23 protein-coding genes are annotated in these 20,977 nt (G+C 69.4%); 20 read left to right on the top strand and 3 right to left on the bottom strand.

What is annotated here, in order from left to right; genetic code table 11:
- The 7 genes from VFW24_15765 to VFW24_15735 all read left to right on the top strand — a co-directional run.
- Positions 1–843 (top strand): methyltransferase domain-containing protein (locus VFW24_15765; GenBank protein ID HEX5268224.1); only part of this gene is annotated, 843 nt, incomplete at its 5' end.
- A complete protein-coding gene (locus VFW24_15760; protein ID HEX5268223.1) occupies positions 824–1,459 on the top strand; it encodes a DinB family protein in 636 nt (211 codons plus the stop codon). The genes VFW24_15765 and VFW24_15760, both read left to right, overlap by 20 nt.
- A gap of 47 nt (positions 1,460–1,506) precedes the next feature.
- Positions 1,507–1,875 (top strand): DUF1801 domain-containing protein, encoded by a 369-nt coding sequence (locus VFW24_15755; GenBank protein HEX5268222.1) that lies wholly within the window; start codon positions 1,507–1,509, stop codon positions 1,873–1,875.
- Positions 1,876–1,894: 19 nt separating this feature from the next.
- On the top strand, positions 1,895–3,040 hold the full coding sequence (locus VFW24_15750) for a glycoside hydrolase family 172 protein (protein HEX5268221.1): 1,146 nt from the start codon (positions 1,895–1,897) through the stop codon (positions 3,038–3,040).
- Between the two features lie 55 nt (positions 3,041–3,095).
- A complete protein-coding gene (locus VFW24_15745; protein HEX5268220.1) occupies positions 3,096–3,551 on the top strand; it encodes a hypothetical protein in 456 nt (151 codons plus the stop codon).
- A 5-nt stretch (positions 3,552–3,556) separates the two neighbouring features.
- On the top strand, positions 3,557–4,150 hold the full coding sequence (locus VFW24_15740; GenBank protein HEX5268219.1) for a hypothetical protein: 594 nt from the start codon (positions 3,557–3,559) through the stop codon (positions 4,148–4,150).
- 33 nt (positions 4,151–4,183) lie between these two features.
- Complete coding sequence (locus tag VFW24_15735) at positions 4,184–4,354, top strand: hypothetical protein (GenBank protein HEX5268218.1); 171 nt, start codon at positions 4,184–4,186, stop codon at positions 4,352–4,354.
- A 223-nt stretch (positions 4,355–4,577) separates the two neighbouring features.
- On the opposite strand, the gene VFW24_15730 is transcribed toward VFW24_15735, so the two are convergent.
- Complete coding sequence (locus VFW24_15730) at positions 4,578–5,531, bottom strand: phosphotransferase (GenBank protein ID HEX5268217.1); 954 nt, start codon at positions 5,529–5,531, stop codon at positions 4,578–4,580.
- A gap of 269 nt (positions 5,532–5,800) precedes the next feature.
- On the opposite strand from VFW24_15730, the gene VFW24_15725 reads away from it, so the two are divergent.
- The 4 genes from VFW24_15725 (at position 5,801) to VFW24_15710 (ending at position 8,889) form a co-directional block, all read left to right on the top strand.
- A complete protein-coding gene (locus VFW24_15725; GenBank protein ID HEX5268216.1) occupies positions 5,801–6,724 on the top strand; it encodes an aminoglycoside phosphotransferase family protein in 924 nt (307 codons plus the stop codon).
- A gap of 126 nt (positions 6,725–6,850) precedes the next feature.
- Entirely contained in the window at positions 6,851–7,327 is a 477-nt protein-coding gene (locus tag VFW24_15720; protein HEX5268215.1) for a hypothetical protein, read from the top strand.
- A 363-nt stretch (positions 7,328–7,690) separates the two neighbouring features.
- Positions 7,691–8,116, top strand: a complete 426-nt coding sequence (locus VFW24_15715) for a nuclear transport factor 2 family protein (GenBank protein HEX5268214.1) — start codon at positions 7,691–7,693, stop codon at positions 8,114–8,116.
- A gap of 14 nt (positions 8,117–8,130) precedes the next feature.
- On the top strand, positions 8,131–8,889 hold the full coding sequence (locus VFW24_15710; GenBank protein ID HEX5268213.1) for a GntR family transcriptional regulator: 759 nt from the start codon (positions 8,131–8,133) through the stop codon (positions 8,887–8,889).
- A gap of 21 nt (positions 8,890–8,910) precedes the next feature.
- On the opposite strand, the gene VFW24_15705 is transcribed toward VFW24_15710, so the two are convergent.
- Both VFW24_15705 and VFW24_15700 read right to left on the bottom strand, forming a co-directional pair.
- The gene (locus VFW24_15705; GenBank protein HEX5268212.1) at positions 8,911–9,843 is read right to left on the bottom strand and encodes a TIGR03564 family F420-dependent LLM class oxidoreductase; all 933 of its coding nucleotides are present in this window, start codon (positions 9,841–9,843) and stop codon (positions 8,911–8,913) included.
- 28 nt (positions 9,844–9,871) lie between these two features.
- Positions 9,872–10,606 carry a GntR family transcriptional regulator gene (locus VFW24_15700; protein HEX5268211.1) on the bottom strand — a complete coding sequence of 245 codons (735 nt, stop codon included), beginning with the start codon at positions 10,604–10,606 and terminating at the stop codon, positions 9,872–9,874.
- 247 nt (positions 10,607–10,853) lie between these two features.
- Between VFW24_15700 and VFW24_15695 the strand changes: the two genes are divergently transcribed.
- The 9 genes from VFW24_15695 to VFW24_15655 all read left to right on the top strand — a co-directional run.
- A complete protein-coding gene (locus tag VFW24_15695; GenBank protein HEX5268210.1) occupies positions 10,854–13,709 on the top strand; it encodes an ATP-binding cassette domain-containing protein in 2,856 nt (951 codons plus the stop codon).
- Positions 13,706–15,313 carry an ABC transporter substrate-binding protein gene (locus tag VFW24_15690; protein HEX5268209.1) on the top strand — a complete coding sequence of 536 codons (1,608 nt, stop codon included), beginning with the start codon at positions 13,706–13,708 and terminating at the stop codon, positions 15,311–15,313. The genes VFW24_15695 and VFW24_15690 overlap by 4 nt, the downstream gene beginning before the upstream one ends.
- A complete protein-coding gene (locus VFW24_15685; GenBank protein HEX5268208.1) occupies positions 15,295–16,062 on the top strand; it encodes an ABC transporter ATP-binding protein in 768 nt (255 codons plus the stop codon). Before VFW24_15690 ends, VFW24_15685 begins: the two co-directional genes overlap by 19 nt.
- A complete protein-coding gene (locus VFW24_15680) occupies positions 16,059–16,622 on the top strand; it encodes a VOC family protein (protein ID HEX5268207.1) in 564 nt (187 codons plus the stop codon). Before VFW24_15685 ends, VFW24_15680 begins: the two co-directional genes overlap by 4 nt.
- On the top strand, positions 16,619–17,569 hold the full coding sequence (locus tag VFW24_15675; GenBank protein HEX5268206.1) for a cyclase family protein: 951 nt from the start codon (positions 16,619–16,621) through the stop codon (positions 17,567–17,569). The genes VFW24_15680 and VFW24_15675 overlap by 4 nt, the downstream gene beginning before the upstream one ends.
- A 10-nt stretch (positions 17,570–17,579) precedes the next feature.
- Positions 17,580–18,770: an LLM class flavin-dependent oxidoreductase gene (locus tag VFW24_15670; GenBank protein HEX5268205.1), complete on the top strand. Its 1,191-nt coding sequence runs from the start codon at positions 17,580–17,582 to the stop codon at positions 18,768–18,770.
- Positions 18,767–19,570: an SDR family oxidoreductase gene (locus tag VFW24_15665; GenBank protein ID HEX5268204.1), complete on the top strand. Its 804-nt coding sequence runs from the start codon at positions 18,767–18,769 to the stop codon at positions 19,568–19,570. The genes VFW24_15670 and VFW24_15665 overlap by 4 nt, the downstream gene beginning before the upstream one ends.
- Positions 19,567–19,980, top strand: a complete 414-nt coding sequence (locus VFW24_15660; GenBank protein HEX5268203.1) for a nuclear transport factor 2 family protein — start codon at positions 19,567–19,569, stop codon at positions 19,978–19,980. The genes VFW24_15665 and VFW24_15660 overlap by 4 nt, the downstream gene beginning before the upstream one ends.
- Before the next feature lie 11 nt (positions 19,981–19,991).
- Positions 19,992–20,977 (top strand): serine hydrolase domain-containing protein (locus VFW24_15655; GenBank protein HEX5268202.1); only part of this gene is annotated, 986 nt, incomplete at its 3' end.

The raw sequence follows: 20,977 nt of genomic DNA, 5'->3' as shown, positions 1-20,977 counted from the left end.
GGGCGTGTGGTCGACGATCACGACCGGGAGCGACTGGCGCGCACCTTCGACGCCGCCGCCGCGCTCTACCAGCGGGCCCGGCCCGATTACCCCGAGGAGCTCTACGACCGCCTACTGGAGGTGACGGGTCTCAGGCCACCGTCCCGACTGCTCGAGATCGGGTGCGCGACGGGAAAGGCGACCCTTCCCCTCGCTGCTCGTGGCTACCACATCGTCTGCGTCGAGCCGGGCGCCGCTCTGGCCGCGGTCGCACGGGCCAACCTCGCCGGCTACGCCGTCGAGATCCTCGAGGGAAGTTTCGAAGGAGTGGATCTGGCTCCTGGGGACTTCGAGCTCGTCTACGCCGCCACCGCCTGGCACTGGGTCGATCCGACCGTCGCCTACATCAAGGCGGCCGGCGCCTTGCGGCCCGGCGGGTGGCTCTCGGTCTGGGAGGCCCTCCACGTCATCCCCTACGGGGGTGATCCGTTCTTCGAGGAGCTCCAGGAGATTTACGACGAGATCGGCGAGGAGCTACCCCCGGGCACCCCCATCCCCCGCCCTCAGGAGCTGCCCGATCACCGAGAGGCCATCGAGGCCACTGGGCTGTTCGAAGTTGTCGATGTGCGCCAGTACGACTGGGAGACCACCTACGACGCCGACGGATACATCGATCTTCTGAAGACCTTCTCCGGCCACATCGCCATGGAACCGTGGCAGCGGGACCGGCTCTTCTCCGAGATCCGGCGCCGGCTCGGAGACAGAGCGGATGGCCGCCTGCGTCGACACTGGGGAGGTGTGCTACACATCGCCCGGCGCCGGGCGAGTTCCTACGATACCGCCCATGACCGGGAAGCGGGCTGACACTCTCCTCGAGCTCATGGGCCGAATCGAGCAATTCACCCTGACGCGCGCCTGGGACGGTCTCACCGACGACGAGTTCTTCTGGGAGCCGGCCAGTACGGCCTGGAGCATCCGCCGGCGCGACCAGTGCCGGACGGGAGCCCCGTTCGGAGCGGGCCAGTGGCTGGCCGACTTCGAGATCCCCGAGCCCGCCCCGACACCCATGACCACCATCGCGTGGCTGTATTGGCACATGGGTTCGATGGCCGCGCGCCTCTGCGACATTGACTTTCTAGGCGGCACGCGTTCGATGGCCAGTGGCTGGACCTCCCCCTATCTCACTCACCATCCGATCTTCACCAGCGCACCAGAGGCCGTCGCGGCGCTGCGCGAGGGCTGGCAGAAGCTCCGGGCGGTGATCGAGGGGTCCGACGACGACCGGCTCGAGCTCACCAGCTCCCGCTACACCTACGCCGCCGAGCCACCGAGTGACGGCCTCTGCGCCCTCGGCCCGCCCGGGCCCGAGCTTCCGGCCACCTTCTTCATTGCCGCCACTCTCACCGAGATCGACCATCACGGGGCCCAGGTCTGCACCCTTCGGGATCTCTACGCCTGGCGTAATGTCGACGACGACTGATCGGCCACGCCGCTGCGCCTACGGACAGGTACCCTGATGCCGTGCCGATGCCGAAGAGGACAAGCGTCGACGATTTCTTCACCAGACTTGGTGATGCGCAGCGGCCGCACCTCGAGACCCTGAGGGCGCTGAGCCGCAAGGCCGACTCAATGGCACGGGAAGAGCTGAGGTGGAATCTTCCCACCTACATCCGAGGCGAGAAGGCCAACCTGTGGATGTTGCAGAACTTCAAGAACCACTGCTCGCTCCGGTTCTCTCCGTCGTTCTTTGTCAGTCGGCGGGCCGCAGTCGAGGCCGCCGGCTACGAGGCGGGAGCAGGCTTCATCAAGCTGCCCTATGACCGCCCGCTACCAACCAAGCTCCTCCGGGAGCTGATGCGGGCCCGGGTCAAGGATTACGAGAAGACCGGCGGGTAAGCAGGTACCGTGCGGCCATATGGCCACCGATCCGGCCCGGTTGTTGCCAGCACACTCCAACCGGTCCGCCAGCTTCGAGAACCCGACGGCGGAGGCGGGCGCCGCTGGACGCGCAGCAGCAGGACGCAAGGGCGCGGCCAACCGGATAATCCGCCCCGGCGAGCGGGTCCGGCTGCTTGACGTCGGCGGGCCCGGTCGTATCACGCACTTGTGGGCGACATTCGCCTCGGCAGCCGGCCCCACCTCTCCCGCCGTGGTTCGGGCCCAGCTGATCGAGGTCTTCTACGACGGAGAACCCGCTCCGTCCGTCAGCGTTCCAGCGGGAGACTTCTTTGGCGCCGCACACGGGATGCGTGTTCCTTACGCCTCCGCGTTGACAGCAATCAACGAAGGGCGCGGCTTCAGCTCACGAGTCCCGATGCCCTTCGGCGAAGCTGCGGTGCTGGACTGGGAGAACCGTTCCGACCTGCCGGTGGTCCTGTATTACCAGGCGGACGTGCTGGCCGGCCCCCTCGAGCCCGAGACGGGCTATCTGCACGGATCATTCCGTAGGGAAAACCCCACGGAGCTGGGCCGGGATTTCACGGTCGCGGGAGAGCTGCGCGGCCCGGGCCGGTTCCTCGGGTGGACGGGTGGTGTCCGGGTCCTCGAGCCGTCGCGGTGGTGGGGCGAGGGTGAGGTCAAGATGTACATCGACTCCGACACCGACCACCCCACCGTGTGCGGTACGGGGACCGAGGACTATCTCGACTCGGCCTGGGGGCTCGGGACATTCTCGACTCCGGAGAGCGGAGCGGCGGTATGGGCCGCGGGGGACGGCCCCGACGAGCACCACCGCCTCGTGTCCTTCTACCGCTGGCACGTCTCGGATCCCGTCGTGTTCCGGGACCGTCTGCGCGTGACCGTCCAGCAGATCGGCTCGGCTTTCTTTCCGGCGGGCGATGCCGAATCCGAGGCGTTCACCAGGAGCCACCGCCTGGCGGGCGAAGGCCTGATCGACATGGCGAGCGGGTCCTTCTGCCTCTACGAGCGGTCGGACGATTGGTGCGCCACCGCCTTCACGTACTGCGCCACGCCGCAAGCAGTCCCCGGGTGCGACATGACCGTGGCCGGAGCCGACCTGCCGGCCGGCCGTTCCGGCCTTCGGCTGGTCCGACGCCACTGAGAGTCAGCGTCCCAAGAGTCGCGTCCGGGCTCGTAGATCACCTCGAGGTACGGTTGTGACGTTGTCGGTTCTACATACTCCCCTGGCCATCGGACGTATCACTGTCCGCAACCGTTTGTATCGCGCGCCCGTGCTCGAAGGGGCAGGCGACGGCGACGACGCGGCAGATGCCTACGCCCAGCAGTTCGTCGACAACGCCAGACGCGGGGTGGGACTCATCATCCAAGGGTCGTCGTGCATCCTCCCGGAAGGTCGCACGTCACCTGGAATGACATGTGTCGACACCCGGCAGAAGATGCTTCGCCTGGAGCCGATGGTCTCGGCTGTCCACAGCGAAGGGGCGGCCATCTTCATCCAGCTCGGCCACGGTGGGGTCTTCGCAATGGAGGCGTGGCACGAGCCCTACGCGTCGAACCGGGAAGGTGCGATACTGGTGGCCTCGCCTGTCCCATGGGTGTTGCGACCGGCCTTTCGGGGCATCCCCGTGCACGTCATGTCGACCATGACGTGAAGGATATGTGCGTCCAGTACGGCCAGGTCGCGGCGTGGGCGCAGGAGGCAGGCTACGACGGGGTGCAGCTCGGGTCCGCGAACGCCAAGCTGCTGGATCAGTTTCTGTCCCCGTTCTACAACCGTCGCACCGACGAGTTCGGGGGCTCGTTCGAGCGTAGGGCGTCCGTATTGCATCGGATCCGGGACGAGGTCGCGGCCCGGGCCGGGAGCGACTTTCCGTGCAGCGTCAAGGTGCCGAGCGAGCGCACGCCACCCGGCTTCCGTGGATCTACGGCTGACGATGCGCTTCGACTGTGCCGTCTGGTCGAGGAGTGGGGATACGACGCGGTGACTCCTGTGGAGGTATCCGTCCTGCCGGACACAACCCTGTCGCGTGGTGGAGTGCCCGACAGCTTCTGGACCAACGCAGGCATGCGGAGACGGCTCGAGCGCGCCGCCCCGTCTCGGTCGCGCCGGGCAATGATCAAAGCCGGCGCGTGGTGGGGCGGCCGGCAGGCGCCGTTCCAGCCCCTCTGGAATCGACACCTGTTCGCGTCCGCGTCCCGCCAGGTCGGCATCCCCGTGTTCGCGGTCGGAGGGATACGGACCGCCGCCTAGGTCGACAGCATCCTCGAGGGAGGCGAGGCGTCGATGGTCGGCATCGGCCGACCGTTCTACGCCGAGGCCGATCTGGCCCGCCGCATCCTCGGCGGAAAGCCAGGAACCGGGTCGTGTCGCAACTCGAATCGCTGCGCGCCCGCCCAGATGCTGGGGCTGCGGGGCGGGTGCTACAACCCGGAGGTGAAGAAGCGGCAGATCTGACCGCGCGGCAGCGAGCCCGGTGAGGGCGGGCCGGGGCGGGAGGCCCGTCCCCCGGCGGGTCGGCGGGGGCCCCCGGTGGCCCGACGTCCGGCGGAGCATCGGGCCGGACGCCAACGACGGCGGCCCTTCAGCCGGACCCCGCCGGTCGCGGCAGTCACTGCGCGTGTAGGCCCATCGTGGGCCGCCTCGCCGCTATGGCCTCTGCGGCGGCACTCGACGGGATTCAGCTCGCCAGGTCACTGGCCTTGACGTCGCATTGGCGGCGAAGAAGGGGCAACCTCTTGGCGGCGCCGGGAGCGGTCTTCGGATCCAGACACACCCGGAAGACGATGTCGATGATCGCTCGGCTGAACAGCAGTCCGGCGAGCCGGTCGCGCTCCTCCTCATTGAGATCGACTTCACGGATATATCCCTTCATGAAGGGCACCGCAGCCCACCCCGATCTCAATATGAGGGTCAGGGACGCCAGGCGGGGACCTCTCCCGGCCGAGGTCCAGTCGATCAGTACCGGTCCCGTGGCGGTGAAGATCGCATTCTTCGGGACGGGATCCGGATGAACGAAGGCCTCGGGCAGGTCATCTCCTCCGTCGGCGGTGGCTACCGCACCGCGCAACGCCTCGAGGGCTCCGGCCCCGGTAGCCGGCTCCCGCGCCTTGACCTCATCGAGCCATACCGCCGCGGCGCGCAGCTCATCTCCCATGGTCCCGTCGGCGAAGTGGTGCAGGGCGCCGGCAGGCCGATCGGCGCCGGCAGGGATTGGCAACTGGTGAAGTCTCCCTACCATGGCCCCGAGAGCGAGGATCGGGTAGGCCGGCCGCCTGGCCTTGACGACCTGCTTGACGAACTCCGTGACCAGCACTGCCTGGCCGTCGTGGACGCTGATAGGACTCTCGCCAAAGGGCCGCTCTGCGGGAAAGCCGACTTCAGCGAGGTACCGCAGCACGGCGAGGTCGGCTTCGGCGGCTGCTCGGGGGCGGGCTGCCGGGAACAGTCGAGCTACGAGGGGCGCCCCGGTCCCACCGTGGTCGACGCGGAAGACGCCCACGTCGAGCCGCTCAACCCTGGTCACGATGATGCCATACGATGTCTCGAGATGGGTGGGCAGGGCATCGACACCCACCCGGTGGTACATCTGCTCAAGAACAGCCCCGAATGCTGTTCCCGGGTACGCGACCATCGGCGGACGAATCCTAAGCTCGACGGAGCGACGCCGATCGAAAGTAGCCCGGGATCGCAGCCCCGACGGCCCTCATCTTCGAGATCCTGGTGGAACCGCAACGCCATCCGACGTTCGACGGGTCCGACATGCTGCGAGGGTCCGCGAGGGCGCCCAGTGGATCAATGGGAGCAAGTCCGTCCGTGAGTCCATGGCGGCCAGCGTGCAGAGGCTGGAGAAGATCAGCACCGAGCAGGGCACGCCGGGGGTGCGGATGTGAGACTCCGGGGGTGATCGAGGTCTCGGCCGTCGTGGCCAACAAGGCCCGGGCCGCTGGCGCCGAGGACTGGCTCGAGCGACTGCCGGGCCTGGTCTCGAGCCTGGAGGCCGACTGGTCGATCGCCGTGGGCCGGCCGTACGAGGGCGGCACCGAGGCCTTCGTGGCCGAAGCAACCCGGGCGGACGGGACCCCCGCGGTCCTGAAGGTGCTCATACGGGGGTTGGGGAACGATCCCTCCAACGAGGCGACGGTTCTCCGCCTCGCCGATGGGGACGGATGTCCGGGCCTCTACCGGTTCGACGCCGACCGGGGCGCCCTGCTCATGGAGCGCCTGGGCCGGCCCTTGTACGCACTCGGCCTGCCACTCGGCCGCCGCCTCGAGGTCCTGTGCGCCACCGCGCAACGCGTGTGGCGTCCGGCGCCGGACTGCGGGCTGCCCACGGGGGCCGACAAGGCCCGGTGGCTGGCCGACTTCATCATGCAATCGTGGGAGGAGGTCGACCGTCCCTGCTCCGCGAAGGCCGTCGGCCACGGGCTCGACTGCGCCCGGCGGCGGGAGCAGGCCCACCGTGACGAGCGCTCCGTGCTGGTGCACGGCGACGTGCACCAATTGAATGCCCTGCAGAGCGGGGACGGGTTCAAGCTGGTCGATCCAGACGGACTCCTGGCAGAGGCCGAGTACGACCTGGGCGTCCTCATGCGGGGGGACCCGGTCGAGTTGGTCGCCGGCAATCCCCTCGACCGGGCCGGTTGGCTGGCCACCCGCACCGGGCTCGATCCCGTGGCGATCTGGGAATGGGGAGTGGTGGAACGGCTGTCGACCGGACTGCTCTGCACCCGGATACAGCTGGAGCCCCTCGGTCGCGACACCCTCCGAGCGGCCGAGGCCGTGACCGGCCTGACGATCGGCGCAGGTTCGGGGCCGTCCCGATAGAACGGATGGCGCCGGTCGCACCCTTGTCCATCTGGTTGGCATTCGGCCCCGGAACCGGGCGCGCGATACTCGGCGTCTGATGCGACGGAGTTGGCCGCCGCATGACCCTTCACGAGGAGTCAGACGTTGCCCGATACCGTCTTCCTTACCGACCGCCTCGAGGTGACCCGGCCCATCCCGGCGTCGCCCTCGGCGATCTTCGACATACTGCGCAGTCCGGCCGGCCATGTCGCCATTGACGCCTCCGGAATGCTTCAGGACTTCACCGGTGCGTCGGCCGAGAAGGTAGGCGACACCTTCGTGATCCACATGGACCGGGAGTCGCTCAACGACTTCCCACTTGGCAGATACGATGTGACCGTCCACATCATCACCTTCGAGCGCGACAGAGAGATCGCGTGGAACCTCGGACCGGATGTCCCCTTCCCGCACTTCTACGGGTACCGCTTGGAGCCGGGCGGAGATGGGGTTACCAACGTCACGGCCTATTACGACTGGTCGAAGGTGACGGGCGACCTCAAAGAACGGTTCCCGATCGTGCCCGAGTCGGCCCTCCGCGCCACGCTGGGGATCCTTGAGCGGACCGTCCGCAAGGGACTCTGAACGTCCTCGCACCGAGGTGGACACCCGGGGCGGCGTTCCAGATCGGACGTCAGGGACTTGCGGGGTCAATTGCTGCGGAGGGCGGAGCGTCCCCACCTCGTCCAGGTGCGGCCACTCCTCGTGCGACACCACCCCCTTCAGCAGGGAGTCGCTGGCTGGCTGCAGCCCCAACGGATTCGAACCCGTGTCGCCACTTTGAGAGAGGTGGGACTACGAACCGGATCCGCGAAGCTTCTGACCTGGTAGAGGCTTAGTTGCGCAGCTCGTCAGCGGCCTCGCTGGCACAAACCGTCGGACCCGGTCGAATCCTCCGGACTCTGGCCCGGTGGCGCCAGCTAGGTAACCTAGTTAACCTGCTGGTTCATGGCCGAGCCGGACCCGTTCCAGGACACCCGACAGCTCCTTACCTCGCTGATGGCAGCCATATCGGACCGGGACTACGACGCCCAGACCGACCTGCTGCACGCCGACCTGCTGCTCGAGACGCCCTTTGCCCCGCCCGGAGCGCCCCGTGCCGTGCGCAGCCGCTCCGAGTACCTGGCCGCCATGCGCGGCGCCGACCGGGCGTTCAACCACAAGCGGATGGTGATCGACGAGTGCTTCCCCCTGGAGGGCGCCGACGCCCTCGTGGCCCGCTATCACGCCGACGCCGAGACCCGGTCCGGGCGGCCGTTCCCCCAGGATTACGTCGGCCTGTTCTGGTTCGAGGGCGGGAAGGTGGCGCGCTGGCAGGAGTACTACAACCCGGCGGTGATCCAGAAGGCCTTCGCGCCTGGCGACGGTAGCTAACCTCCGCGGCAGCCATGCTCTCCGTCGGCGACGGCCCCGTACGGGTCCCCAAGACCGCCGAGGTCGTAGCTCACGCCATCCGGCGCAGCATCGTCCGGGGAGAGCTGAAGGAGGGGGACTCGCTCCCTTCCGAAGGACAGCTGCTCGAGCGGTTCGGCGTCTCCCGGCCGATCCTGCGCGAGGCGCTGCGGATCCTCGAGTCGGAGTCGCTCATCGACCTGCCCCGGGGGACGCGTACAGGCGCCACCGTCCACCGTCCCAGTCGCCGCGTGGCAGCCCGTCACACCGGACTTCTGTTCCAGGTTGCGGGTGTCACGCTGGCCGAGGTTTGGGACGTGACCGTGAATCTCATCGCTCCCGCCGCCGGAGCGGCGGCGCGCACGGGGAACCAGGCCGGGGTCGAACGACTGGCCGGGGTCGTGGCCGGGCTCGAGGCCCTGGGGGCCGACCCGGCCACCTTCATCGAGCGGGCCGCCGAGTTCAACGCTGTGCTGCTCGAGCTGGCCGACAACCGCGCCGTGCAGCTCCTCGTGGGCATGATCGAGGACATCCTCAAGTTCCACATCGACCTGGCGGCGCGGGACTGGCGCCTCAACCCCGCCAAAGCGCGCGACCCCCGCTCCGCCATCGAGGGCATGCGGCACCTCGTGGAGCTGATCCGGGCCGAGCACGCCGGCCAGGCCGAGACCTTCTGGCGGGGGCAGCTAGAGAACGGCGCCCGGTTCTTCCTCGACAACTACGGGTCGCGCGCCGTCGTCGAGATCATCGACTGAACCCGGCGGATGGCCCCCGGCTCAGGCCCGGGCCACGTCCCCCAGGACCCGGACCATGGTGGCGTTGTCCCGGCCGAAGGGGGACAGCACGACCTCCTGTGCCCCGGCGTCGAGGTAGCTCTGGACCGTCTTCTCAACCGCCTGCTCGTCACCCCAGGGAATCAGGGCGTCGATCATGGCGTCGGTCCATCCACTGCGCGCCGCTCCCTCCGCGTCGGGGATGCCGGCCCGAGCCATCACGTCGGTGTAGAAGGGCATGTACAGGTACATGCCGAGCTCGCGCCGCACGATGCCGCGTACCTCCTCGACGTCGGTCGACAAGATGACCGGTATCTCGGCGATCACCGGAGGCGCGGGACGTCCGGCGTCGGCCGCCCCCTTGGCCACCTGGGGCACGACGACCTCCGCCACGTAGGAGGGAGGAGCGAGCCAGGGCAGCACTCCGTCAGCCAGGGCGCCGGCCGTGCGGCACAGCTGCTCGTGGAGCGCGGCGACGAGCACCGGAGGGTGACCTCCCCCTTCCACGTCCAGGAAGGCCTTCACGCGGAACAGCTCACCGTCGAAGTCGACCTTGCCCTCCGTGAGGAGGGCCTTGACTATCGAGATGTACTCGCGCACGTGACGGATCGGCCTGTCGTAGTCGACGCCGTACATCTTCATGACCGGCCGGTGGCTCGGACCCATCCCCAGCCGGAACCGCCCACCGCATAGCGAGTTGGCGGTGGCAGCCTGCTGGGCGGCCACGAGCGGGTGGCGGGGCCAGGTCGGCACGACCGCGGTGCCGAGCAGGATCCGGCTGGTGTGCGGTCCAGCGGCGGACAGCGCCATCATCGTGTCGAATCCGAAGGCAGCGCCGAGGAACATGCCGTGCAGGCCTGCCTCCTCGGACAACTGCGCCAACTCGATCACCTGCCGCACGTCCCGGCTCTCCGGGAACAGAACAGAAACCTTCATCTACCTCTCCCCTCCGGCCCTCGGCCGCTCATCTCAACATGTCCAACAGGTGGTCTCCGCCCTCGAGCTGCAGCGCCAACCGGTCGGCCCGCTCGAGCTGGGCTGTCCAGAACAGCTCCGCCCCTGCGGCGTCACCGGCGTCGATCAGATCCACGAGCTGCCGGCAGCCGCTGATCCCGCCTTCGACGAACGACTCCCGCCTCCGGCCTCCCCACTCCTCGGCCATGGCCGTGATATGGAGGGTGACGATGTCCGATAGGAGCCGGCCCAGGATGGCGATGGTCGTGTTGCCCGTCAGGTCGAGCAACAGGTAGTTGAAGCCGGCCAGGAGCTCGAGGAAGCGGGGAAAGTCATCCCAAGCCGCGGCCAGGTCGTCAACGTGGGCCCGCAGGCGGGTCATCTCCCCGGCACCGTGGCGGGCGGCGAGCCGGGCGGCCGCCACCGGCAGGATCATCTCGAAGGCCACGTCGACGTCCCGGATCGACGTCCCCCGGTGTTGGAGGAGAACGCCGACGTAGCGGCTGGCGGTCCTGGTCGTAGGTTCGTGGACCGTGGGACCGCGGCGGTCCCCTTGGCGAATCGAGATCAGGGCCTCGGACTCGAGGATCCGGAACGCCTCCCGGAGCGTCGGCTTCGACACACCGAAGGTCTCGCACAGCTCCACCTCGACCGGGAGGACGTCCCCTTCCCGCAGTTCCCCCCGGATGATGCGCCGGCGGATCTCCCCCGCGACCACCTCGGAGGTTTTCGGGGGCCGGGCCACGGCGAACAGTGGCCCCGACCCGCCCGGGGGGCGCGGCCGGACAGGGCCGTCGCGATCGGCGGCGGCACCTCCCGCCCGACCACTTGCCACTGCTCCGCCTGCCCCCACGGCACTGCCCCCCTCGACCGCCGAGCGGTCGGACCGGATCGAGAACCTAGATAGATAACTACGTCAGCTTTGACAACGACGTTAGCTAACCATACCATGTCGACCGCCGCCGACTGGGAGGGGGAAGGGTGGGCCAAGCGTGACCTCGGGAGCTCTGGTGCTCGGGGTACTGAACGGTCTGATCGTCGGCCTGCTGGCCGTCGGGCTGGTTCTGGTGTACCGGTCCAACCGGTTCATCAACCTGGCTCACGCCCAGCTCGGCGCGGTACCGGCGCTGATCCTGGCCAAGTTCGTCCTCGATTGGGGCTGGAGCTGGTGGCCGGCCGCCCTGGTCTGCGTGGCCGTCGGAATGCTGACCGGTGTGCTCGTCGACCGGGCGATCATCAGCCGGGTCCGCGCCAAGACGGCGTCGGCGGTCCCCCTGCTCCTGCTGACGGTCGGGGTCAGCCAGCTCCTCCTGGCCCTCACCTACATCCCCGCCCTCAGCCCCAACCAGGACCGCCTCGACGCCCGGGGCTACCCCGTCCCGTTCGAGAGCCACGTCCGCATCGGTGGCGTGGTGCTCGGGGGCCAGTACGTGCTCATCCTGATCCTCGTCCCGGTGCTCGTGGCCGCCCTGGCCTTGTTCCTCCGCTACTCGATCGTCGGGAAGATGATCCGCGGCGCCGCCAGCAACCCCGACGTGGCCCGGCTGTGCGGCATCTCGACGGCACGGATGAGCACGGTCACCTGGGCCATAGCCGGGGCCCTGGCTGCCATCACCGCCATCCTGGAGGCCCCGTCGGAGGGCAGCTTCAATGCCGCGACCCTCGGGCCCGACCTGCTCCTGCTGTCACTCGGCGCCGCGGCCTTCGGGGGGTTCGTGTCGATCTCCGGGGCCCTGGCCGGGGGCGTGCTCATCGGAGTGGCCGAGCAGCTCACGCTGGCCCAGACCAACAACGGGGGAACCGCCGAGCTGGTCGTGCTCGTAGTGATCGTGGCCATCGTCCTCGTCCGCGGTCGAACCATCGCCGGGGCCTTCAGCAGCGCTGCGCCGATCGAGGACCGTCCCCGCACCCGGGTTCCCGTCGTCGTGCGAGAGCGCGCCGTTGTGCGCCACCAGCCCCGGTGGCTGGCCGGCGCTGCCGCGGTGCTGGCCGTGCTCCTCCCGCTTGCCCCCTTCTTCCGCGCCGAGGCCCACCGCTTCGAGCTGTCGCAGGTCGTGGTGTTCGCCCTCGTGGGCGTGGCCATCACCATGGTCGTGGGCTGGGCGGGCCAGGTCAGCTTGGGCCACTTCGCCCTGGTGGGCGCCGGGGCGTTCGTGACCGGGCGGCTGGCGGCCCACGGGTGGTCGCTGCCCCTGCTCATGCTGGCTGCCGGCCTGGTCGGCGCCGTCGTCATGATCGTGGTGGGGCTGCCGGCGCTACGCGTCCGGGGCCTCACGCTCGCGGTCACCACCCTGGGCCTGGCCGTCGTGGCGCCGGACTGGCTGTTCCGTCAGAGCTGGTTCGGAGCGCCCGGGTCGTTCGGGCTGCAGGTCAAGGCCCTGGGGCTGGCGCGCGGCCTCGGGCACCCGGCCTCACAGCTGTCGATGTACTACCTGGCCCTCGTCACCCTGGCGGTGGTCATGGTGCTGGCCCGGGCGCTGCGGAACTCGGAGCCGGGACGCCTGGTGATCGCCGTGCGCGACAACGAGCGCGCCGCCAGCACCTTCGGAATCACGCCCGCCACCGTCAAGCTCGGCATCCTGGCGTTCTCGGGATCGGTCGCGGCAGTAGCCGGCGTGCTGTGGGCGGACGCCTGGCGGGGAGTGTCGCTGGACCAGTTCCCCCCCGATCTCTCCCTGGCCATCCTTGCCGTACCGGTGATCGGCGGTCTCGGTTCGGTGGGCGGCGCAGTGGCGGGAGCGGCGGCTCTGTACATACCGACGTACTTCGTCTCCCCCTATCTGTCGGGCCTGTTCGGGAACTTCGGGCACCAGATCGGGTTCCAGCTGGCGCTCGGCGGTCTGGGACTGGTCGGCGTCCTCCTGGCGTACCCGACGGGCATAGCCGGAGCGGCGCAACGGGCGTGGGAGGTGTTCCTGGCCCGCTTGGCGGCGGCGGCGGCCAGCGAGCGGGCCACCGACGTGGCCGTGGCGCTCGACGTCGGGGAGGCCCGGCTGCGCTTCGGCGGCGTGAAGGCTCTCGACGGCGCCTCGATCAAGGTCCACCGGGGAGAGATCGTCGGTCTCATCGGCCCCAACGGGGCAGGCAAGACCACGCTGATGAACGTCATCTCGGGAATCGTCCAGCCCGACTCCGGATCGGTCCGCATCGCGGGGACGGAGATGGTCGGCCTGTCGGCGGAGTTCCGCTCGAGCTTCGGCCTGGCGCGCAGCTTTCAGGACGCCGCCCTCTTCCCCGGCCTGACGGTGGCCGAGACGGTGCAGCTGGCGCTGGCTTCCAAGAACCGGGTCGGGTTCATCTCCGCCGCGGTGCGCGCCCCATGGGTCCGGCGCACTGAGGCGCTCACCAGGACCGAGGCCGGGGCCGTCCTCACCCGATTGGGACTGGACGGCTACCGGGACGCCCTCACGTCCGAGCTGTCGACCGGTACGCGGCGGATCTGCGACCTGGCGGCCCAGGTGGCGTCGGGACCCAAGCTCCTGCTGCTCGACGAGCCAACGGCCGGAGTGGCCCAACGAGAGGCCGAGGCGTTCGGTCCCCTGGTGCGCCGGATCCAGGACGAGCTCGACTGCGCCATTCTCATTGTCGAGCACGACATGCCGCTGCTGATGAGCCTCTGTGACCGCGTGTACGCCATGGAGTCCGGGGCGGTGATAGCCGAGGGCACGCCCGACGAGGTCCGGTCAGACGCCAAGGTGATCGCCAGCTACCTCGGCACCGACGAGGCCGCCATCCACCGGTCCGGACGGGCCGGCGGTCCGCGGCGCAACGGGAAGGCTGCCGCAACGCGCCGCAGCACGGCGCCTCGGGCCCCGGCCAAGCGCGCTGCTCTGGGGAGGCAGACATGAGTCCGTTCCTGCAATTCAGGCTGTGGCTCCGCCGGGGCCCGACACCCGAGAAGGTCGGCGTGGGCATTGCCGGCGTGGTCCTGGTGGCGGTGCTGGCCTGGGTGGCGGTGCCGACAGGATCGCAGGGCGGCGGCGCAGTGGCCGCCACCGGCGTCCAGGCGGCCGGCGCCACCCCGGGGAGCTCGGCCAGCGGTCCGGTGTCGGAAACCGGGTCCGCGGCCGGAAGCACCGCCGGCGGGGCATCCCTCGACGGCGCCGGGGCGACCGCCGCGCCGGGGTCGGTTGCGGGGGCTGGCGCGGCGCCGGCCGCCGCCGCGGCCCTGCCCGGGACGTCCGGCGGCACTCGCCCGTCGGGATCGGCCGCCACGAGTAGGGGCACCGCCTGCTCGAACCTGACCGGCTCCGACCAGGGCGTGACTCCGACGCAGATCAAGCTCGGCGTGGCCCTGTTCGACCTCGAGGGTGGAGCGAGCAACTCCTTCATCGGCGTGCCGCCCCCGCAGGAGCAGCAGGCCGACTTCCAGGCGGTCATCGACTCGATCAACAAGGCGGGGGGCATCCAGTGCCGCAAGATCGTGCCCGTTTGGTACCAGGGGAACTATCTCGACAGCAGCCAGCAGCATGCGACGTGCCTGCAGGTCGTGCAGGACCGGGTGTTCGCCCTCATCGACGCCGTGGCCCTGGACTCCACCCAGCAGGGACGCGACTGCGTGGCCGAGAACAAGATCCCGTTGTTCGACGCCGGCGCCATCCTCGGCTCGGAGACGCGGGGGAGCCTGTATCCCTATGTGTTCAGCGACGGGGACCAGTGGGACTGGAACATCCGGAACTCCGTGTTAGGGGCTCAACAGCTCGGGTGGTTCAAGGGACTGACCAAGCTCGGGGTCCTGGAAGACGACTGCTATCCGGAGGTGAACAGCGAGACGACGGCCGACCTGGCCGCCGCGGGAATCCCCCCCTCGCATGTCGTCACCTACGACTTCGGGGGGTGCTCGACGATCCCACCGCCCCAGCAGGTCGAGCAGGCCGTTCTCACCTTCCAGAGCGCCGGGGTCTCCCATGTGACCGACCTGTCCCAGGTCCCGAAGTCGGGTTACTTCAGCAAAGTGGCCCAGACCCAGAACTACCACCCGAAGTACAACGTCTCGGGAGGGGCCCCGTCGGTTTTCGACAGCTCCAGCGGGTCCAGCGCCGGACCGAACGCCCAGAATTTCAACGGGGCCATCTCCATCACCGAGCTGTCCTACGGAGCGCAGAACTCCAAGAACGTCCCGTACAGCCCGGCCACGACGGCGTGCAACAACATCATGGCCTCGGCCGGGCTGGCGTCGGTGCAGAAGCAGGGAGCCTTCTTCGCGGGGGAGACTTGCAACCTGATGTGGATGTTCCAGATGGCCGCCCAGCGGACCGCCCCCCTGGTCCGCACCGGCCTGGTCCAGGGCCTCGACCAGTCGGGCCTGTGGCTCCAGTCCTTCCCCGGGGGCCAGGCCAACTTCAACCGTCCCGGCGTCGTCTCGGCGGGCGAGTACTGGCGGCTCGACGTCTACGACGGAAGTTGCCCTTGCTTCCGGGTACCGGACCCGACGTGGAGGCCCAACCTGTGATCCTGGAGGTGGAGGGCGTCGACTTCTCCTACGGGCGCCTGCAGGTCCTCTTCGGCGTGTCCGTGCGGGTGGCCCCCGGGGAGTCTGTGGCCCTCCTCGGCACCAACGGAGCCGGCAAGTCCACCCTCCTCCGAGTCGTCGCGGGCCTCGGGCGGCCCAGCCGGGGCCGGGTCGTGTTCGACGGGGACGACATCACCACCGTGCGCACCGAGGACCTGGCCACCCGCGGTCTGGTCCTGGTCAAGGGGGACCGCGGGATCTTCCCGGACATGACCGTCCAGGACAACCTGGAACTGGCCGGCCTGGCCATCCGCCGCGATCGGAAGCTGTTCCGCACGCGCCGGGACGAGGTGCTCGACACCCTCCCGGTGCTGCGGAACCGGGCGTCCCAGGTGGCCGGGACCCTCTCGGGCGGGGAGCAGCAGCAGCTGGCCCTGGCCCGGGCCCTGATCCTGCAGCCGAAGCTGCTGTGCGTCGACGAGCTCTCCCTCGGCCTGTCCCCGGTGATCGTGCAGGAGCTGATGCAGATCATCCGGGCGGTGAACAGCCGGGGCGTGGCCGTCCTGCTGGTCGAGCAGAGCCTGAACATCGCCGCCCAGCTGTGCGGTCGTGCCGTCTTCATGGAGAAGGGCGCCGTCCGCTTCGAGGGGGCCCCCGCCGAACTGCTGGACAACGACGACGTGGCACGCGCCGTCTTCCTCGGCGACCCGGGCCCCAAGCCCACCAGAAAGGAGCCGGCCCCCGCATGAGCAGACCCCACACCAGCAGCACGGGCACCAGCGACAGGACCTGGTCCGTCCACCAGATCTTCCACTTCACCGTGGCGTGCACGAACTTCGAGCGCTCGCTCGAGTTCTACGAGACCGTCGGCTTCCAGGTGCTGCGGGACAACCGTGACGTCATCTGGGGCGGCTCGGTGGCCCGCAACTTCGGGATGCCGCGGGCCCAGGGCCGGGGAGCGCTCCTCGGCATCGGCGACGGTCCCCTCGAGACGCGCCTGGACCTCATCGAGTGGCTCGAGCCCAAGCTGGCCGACTCTCCCGACATCCCGGTCGAGGAGCAGGTGCCCCGGATCATCGCCTTGCGCACGGACAACGTGGCCGCGGCCTATGAGGACCTGTCGACACGGGGGATCAACTTCGTGTCCCAGCCGCACGCCACGCCGGCCATCGGAGTGGTGAACGTCTGCTGCTGCCGGGACCCCGACGGGTACCTCATCGAGTTCATCGAGTACGAGCCGGGGCTGCTCGGGAGCCGCATCGAGGGGCTCCCGAAGCGGCCGCCCCCGGCGGGCCAGAACAGGCCATGACCGAACAGACCACGAGCGACCGGGTCACCGAGGCGCGCGCCGCGGCGATCTTCTCCTGGTGCCGCAACTGGGGACGCTGGGGACCCGATGACGAGCGGGGCGCCCTCAACCTCCTGACGCCGGACCGGGTCGGCCGGGCCGCGGGCCTGGCCCGTGCGGGACGAGCCCTGTCCCTCGGGAGGGACCTGGCCGTGCAGTCCTCCCCCGACAACCCCACGCCCGCCCTCCACCACATGACGGTGGCGGCGGATGTCGGCGGCTTCGGACAGGGGATGGGCATGGGTGGCTCGGCGGACTTCGTGGCCGTGGCCTGCCACGGCATGGCGCAGTCCCACATAGACGCCCTCTGCCACGTCTTCGTCGGCGGAGAGATGTGGAACGGCCATCCCGCATCCGACGTGACCAGCGTGGGCGCCCGCCGGAACTCCATGCGGTCGGGCTTCGACGGCATAACCGGCCGGGGGGTGCTGCTCGACATCCCCCGTCTGCGCGGCCAGGCGTTCCTCGAGCCGGGGGAAGCAGTGCGCCCCGACGAGCTCGACCGGTGCTGTGCCCACCAGGGCGTCACCGTCGAGCAGGGGGACGTCCTGCTGGTGTCGACGGGCCGCGACGCCCGCCGGGAGGCGGAGGGTTCCTGGGACCCGGTCGCGGTGGGACTGGCCGGTCTCGACCCCGAGTGCATCCCGTGGCTGCACGAGAGGGACCCTTCCGTCCTCGGCAGCGACGGGGTCTCCGACCCGCTGCCCGCCAACTCCCACACCTGGCCGATGCCCGTGCACATGTGCCTGCTTGTAGGGATGGGCGTGCACCTACTCGACAATCTTCACCTCGGCCGGCTCGCGGACGCCTGTGCCGACGAGGGGCGCTGGGAGTTCCTGATCACGGTCGCACCGCTGCGGATCAGCGGGGGCACCGGTTCACCTGTCAACCCGATAGCCGTCATCTGAGGGGCACGCCATGATCTTCGACCTGTTCAGCGAGCTGCAGATGGCCCAGCCATGGGGTCCGGACCACGAACACCAGGTGTTCCTGAACGCTCTGGACCAGGCCATGCTGGCCGACCGCCTGGGCTACGGGTGCTGGTGGTCGGTAGAGCACCACTGCTCACCGGAGTTCTCGTACTCCGGCGCCCCTGAGATCATGAACACGGCTATCGCCATGCGCACCGAGCGGATCCGCGTCGGCCACGCCGGCGTGTTGTCCCCGTTCCGGATCAACCACCCGCTGCGGGTGGCCGAACGGGCGGCGGTGCTGGACCACCTGTCCGACGGGCGCCTCGAGCTGGGCCTGGCCCGCTCCGGCGGAGCCGAGTGGGCCACCTTCGGCATCGATCCCGAGGCCACTCTCGCCGAGCTGGAAGAGGTGGCACGCCTGTGCGTGACGGCGTGGACCGAGCCGGAGTTCACGTGGAAGTCGGACCGTCTCGACATCCCTCTCCGAACCTTGGTGCCCAAGCCCGTGCAGCATCCCCACCCCGGCCTGTGGCAGACCGTGTCGAGCCCACCGAGCTTCCGCATGGCCGGCTCGCTGGGCCTCGGCATCCTGTGCACGACGCTCCTCTCCCCCGTCTCGACCCTGGAGCAGATGCTCGTCGAGTACGAGGCCGGTCTGGCCGAGTGCACTAACCCGGTGGGGAAGTTCGTCAACGACCAGCGGGGCGTGTTCACCTTCGTCTTCTGCACCGAGACGGTCGATGACGCCATACGGAGCCGGGCCGCCGAGGCGGCCATGTGGTACGTCAACGCCGCCCCTCGGGTGTTCGCCGTGCCGCGCACCGTGTGGACCAACATGATCCGCGGCAACGTCAACTCGGGGGCAGAGGGCAGCCTGCGCGCCGCCCAGGCCACCGACCAGGTGATGGTCGACCTCGACCCCGACGACCCCAACCCGATCATCCGGCTGATGAACCGCCAGGTGCTCGGTCACGAGATCGATCCGGTCGAGGCATGGGAGGCGCTCGAGGACCAGGACTCGGTGATCATCGGGGACGTGGAGACCTGCAGGCGCAAGATCAAAAAGTACGAGGCCGCGGGATTCGGCCGGCTCATGTGCCTGATGCAGTTCGGCCACCTCCCCCACGACCAGGTGATGAACAGCATCCGCCGGGTGGGTGAGGAGCTCATCCCGTCGGTGGCAGGGGCGTCGTGAGCCCCGCCGCCGGCACGGCGGAACCCCTCCGAAATATCCGGGCCATCGTCTCCGGGGCCGCCGGGGGCCAGGGCGCGGCCGAGGCTCGCCTGGTCGTGGCCCGGGGCGGACGGGTGCTCATCGGGGACGTCGAGGACCGGGCGGGAGCCAGCCTGGCCAAGGAGCTGGGTGACGCGGCCGTCTACGCTCATCTGAACGTCAGCTCCGAGCAGGACTGGCGGGCGGCCCTCGAAACCGCCCGGGAGGCCTTCGGCGGCGTGAACGCCCTGGTGAACAACGCCGGGATCATCACTCCGCCCCAGTCCATCGTGCGCACCCCGGTGGACGACTACCGCCGGGTGGTCGAAGTGAACCAGATCGGCGCCTACACCGGAATCCATGTCGTGGCCCCGGCCATCGTCGAGTCCGGTGGCGGCTCGATCGTCAACGTGTCGTCGGTGAACGGCTTCGTGGGGGGGTGGGGGGTAGCGGGCTACGTCTCCTCCAAGTTCGGTCTCCGGGGCCTGACCCGGGTGGCGGCCATCGAGCTGGCGCGCAAGGGCGTGCGGGTCAACTCCATCCACCCCGGTCCGATCGACACCCCCATGTTGCGCCAGGGCCTTCCCGAAGGCCTCGACGCTGCGGCGGTCATGGGCCAGGCCACCCCAGCGGGCCGGGTCGGCACGGTCGACGAGGTGGCGGCCCTGGTCGGATTCCTATTGTCCGACGAGTCGTCCTACTGCTACGGAGCCGAGTTCGTGATCGACGGGGGCCTCCTGGCCGGGCCCATGGGCAGTCCCGCACCGAAGGGAGAACGATGACCATCACCGACAACGAGCGGCGCGCCGCCAACCGCGAGGTCGTGGGGGCCGTCCTGGCCTCGATCACGGCCGGGACCTTCGATCGGCTGGCCGAGTACGTGACCGACGACCTGCTGTTCGACCTTCCCTACGGGCCGGACTTCATGCCCAACCCGATCCACGGCCGGGAGGCGTGGAACAAGATGCAGCTCATGACCTTCGAGCTGTTCAGCTCGTTCAAGCAGACCCTGCTCGAGATGCACGACTGCCTGGATCCCGACGAGCTGGTAGCCGAGTACCAGAGCGACGCCGTGGTGAAGCGCAACGGGAACGCCTACACCAACCGCTACATCGGTGTCTTCCGCTTCCGCGACGGCAAGATCTCCCAGTGGCGGGAGTACCACAACCCCGAGGCCACCAAGGTCATCTAGGTCGAGGCTCCATGGCTCCCCCCGCTCCCATCCACGGTGATGTCGACCCCGCCTTCTCGACGGTGCGGGACGCCTTTGCCGCCAACTTCTCGGCCGGGCTCGAGCTCGGTGCCTCGCTGTCGGTCAGCGTCGGCGGTCGCAACGTCGTGGACCTATGGGGCGGGTGGCTGGACGCCGCCCGCACACGGCCGTGGGAGAGCGACAGCCTGGTGTGCGTGTTCTCCTGCACCAAGGGCGTGGCCGCCGTCGCGACCATGTGGGCCGTCGATCGGGGGCTGGTGAACCTCGACGCGCCGGTGACACGGTACTGGCCGGAGTTCGCCGCCGCGGGGAAGGAGGCCCTTCCGGTGCGGTGGCTGCTGACCCATGAGGCCGGCCTGCCCGCCATCGGGAGACGCATGGCCCTCGGGTCGCTGTCCGACTGGGACGCCATGACCACAGCACTGGCGGAGCAGGAGCCGTGGTGGGAACCGGGCACGGCCCACGGCTACCACGGGGTGACGTTCGGTCATCTCGTCGGCCAGGTGCTGCGGGGCGCAACCGGGCGCACGTGTGGTGAGCTGGTGTCCGACGAGCTGGGCGCGCCCCTGGGCGTGGACCTCCACATGCCCCTGCCCAGGTGGGACGACGCCCGGACCGCCGATCTGATCGTGGAGACCGCCCCCGACGGGACGTTCTTCGACCGTTGGGACATGAAGACCTCGCTCGGGCCCCGCGCCTTCGGGAACCCTCCTGACTCCAACGACCCGGCCCACTGCATGACCGACGCCTGGCGCCGCGCCGAGATCCCCGCCGCCAACATGCACTCGAACGCCCGCGGCCTCGACCGCCTGTTCAGCGTACTGGCGGCCGGCGGGGAGTCCGGGGGGCTGCGGATCGCCTCACCCGGGCTGGTCGAGGAGTTCGGCCGCTGTCAGGTACGCGGCGTGGACAGGGTAATGGAGCTGCCGACGGCGTTCGCTCTCGGGTTCGAGCACACCATCCCCGAATGGCCGTT

This window comes from Acidimicrobiales bacterium, from assembly GCA_036273495.1.
Lineage (GTDB): Bacteria > Actinomycetota > Acidimicrobiia > Acidimicrobiales > JAJPHE01 > DASSEU01.
The sequence above is the reverse complement of the archived record's forward strand: the minus strand, read 5'-3'. Positions and strand labels throughout refer to the sequence as shown.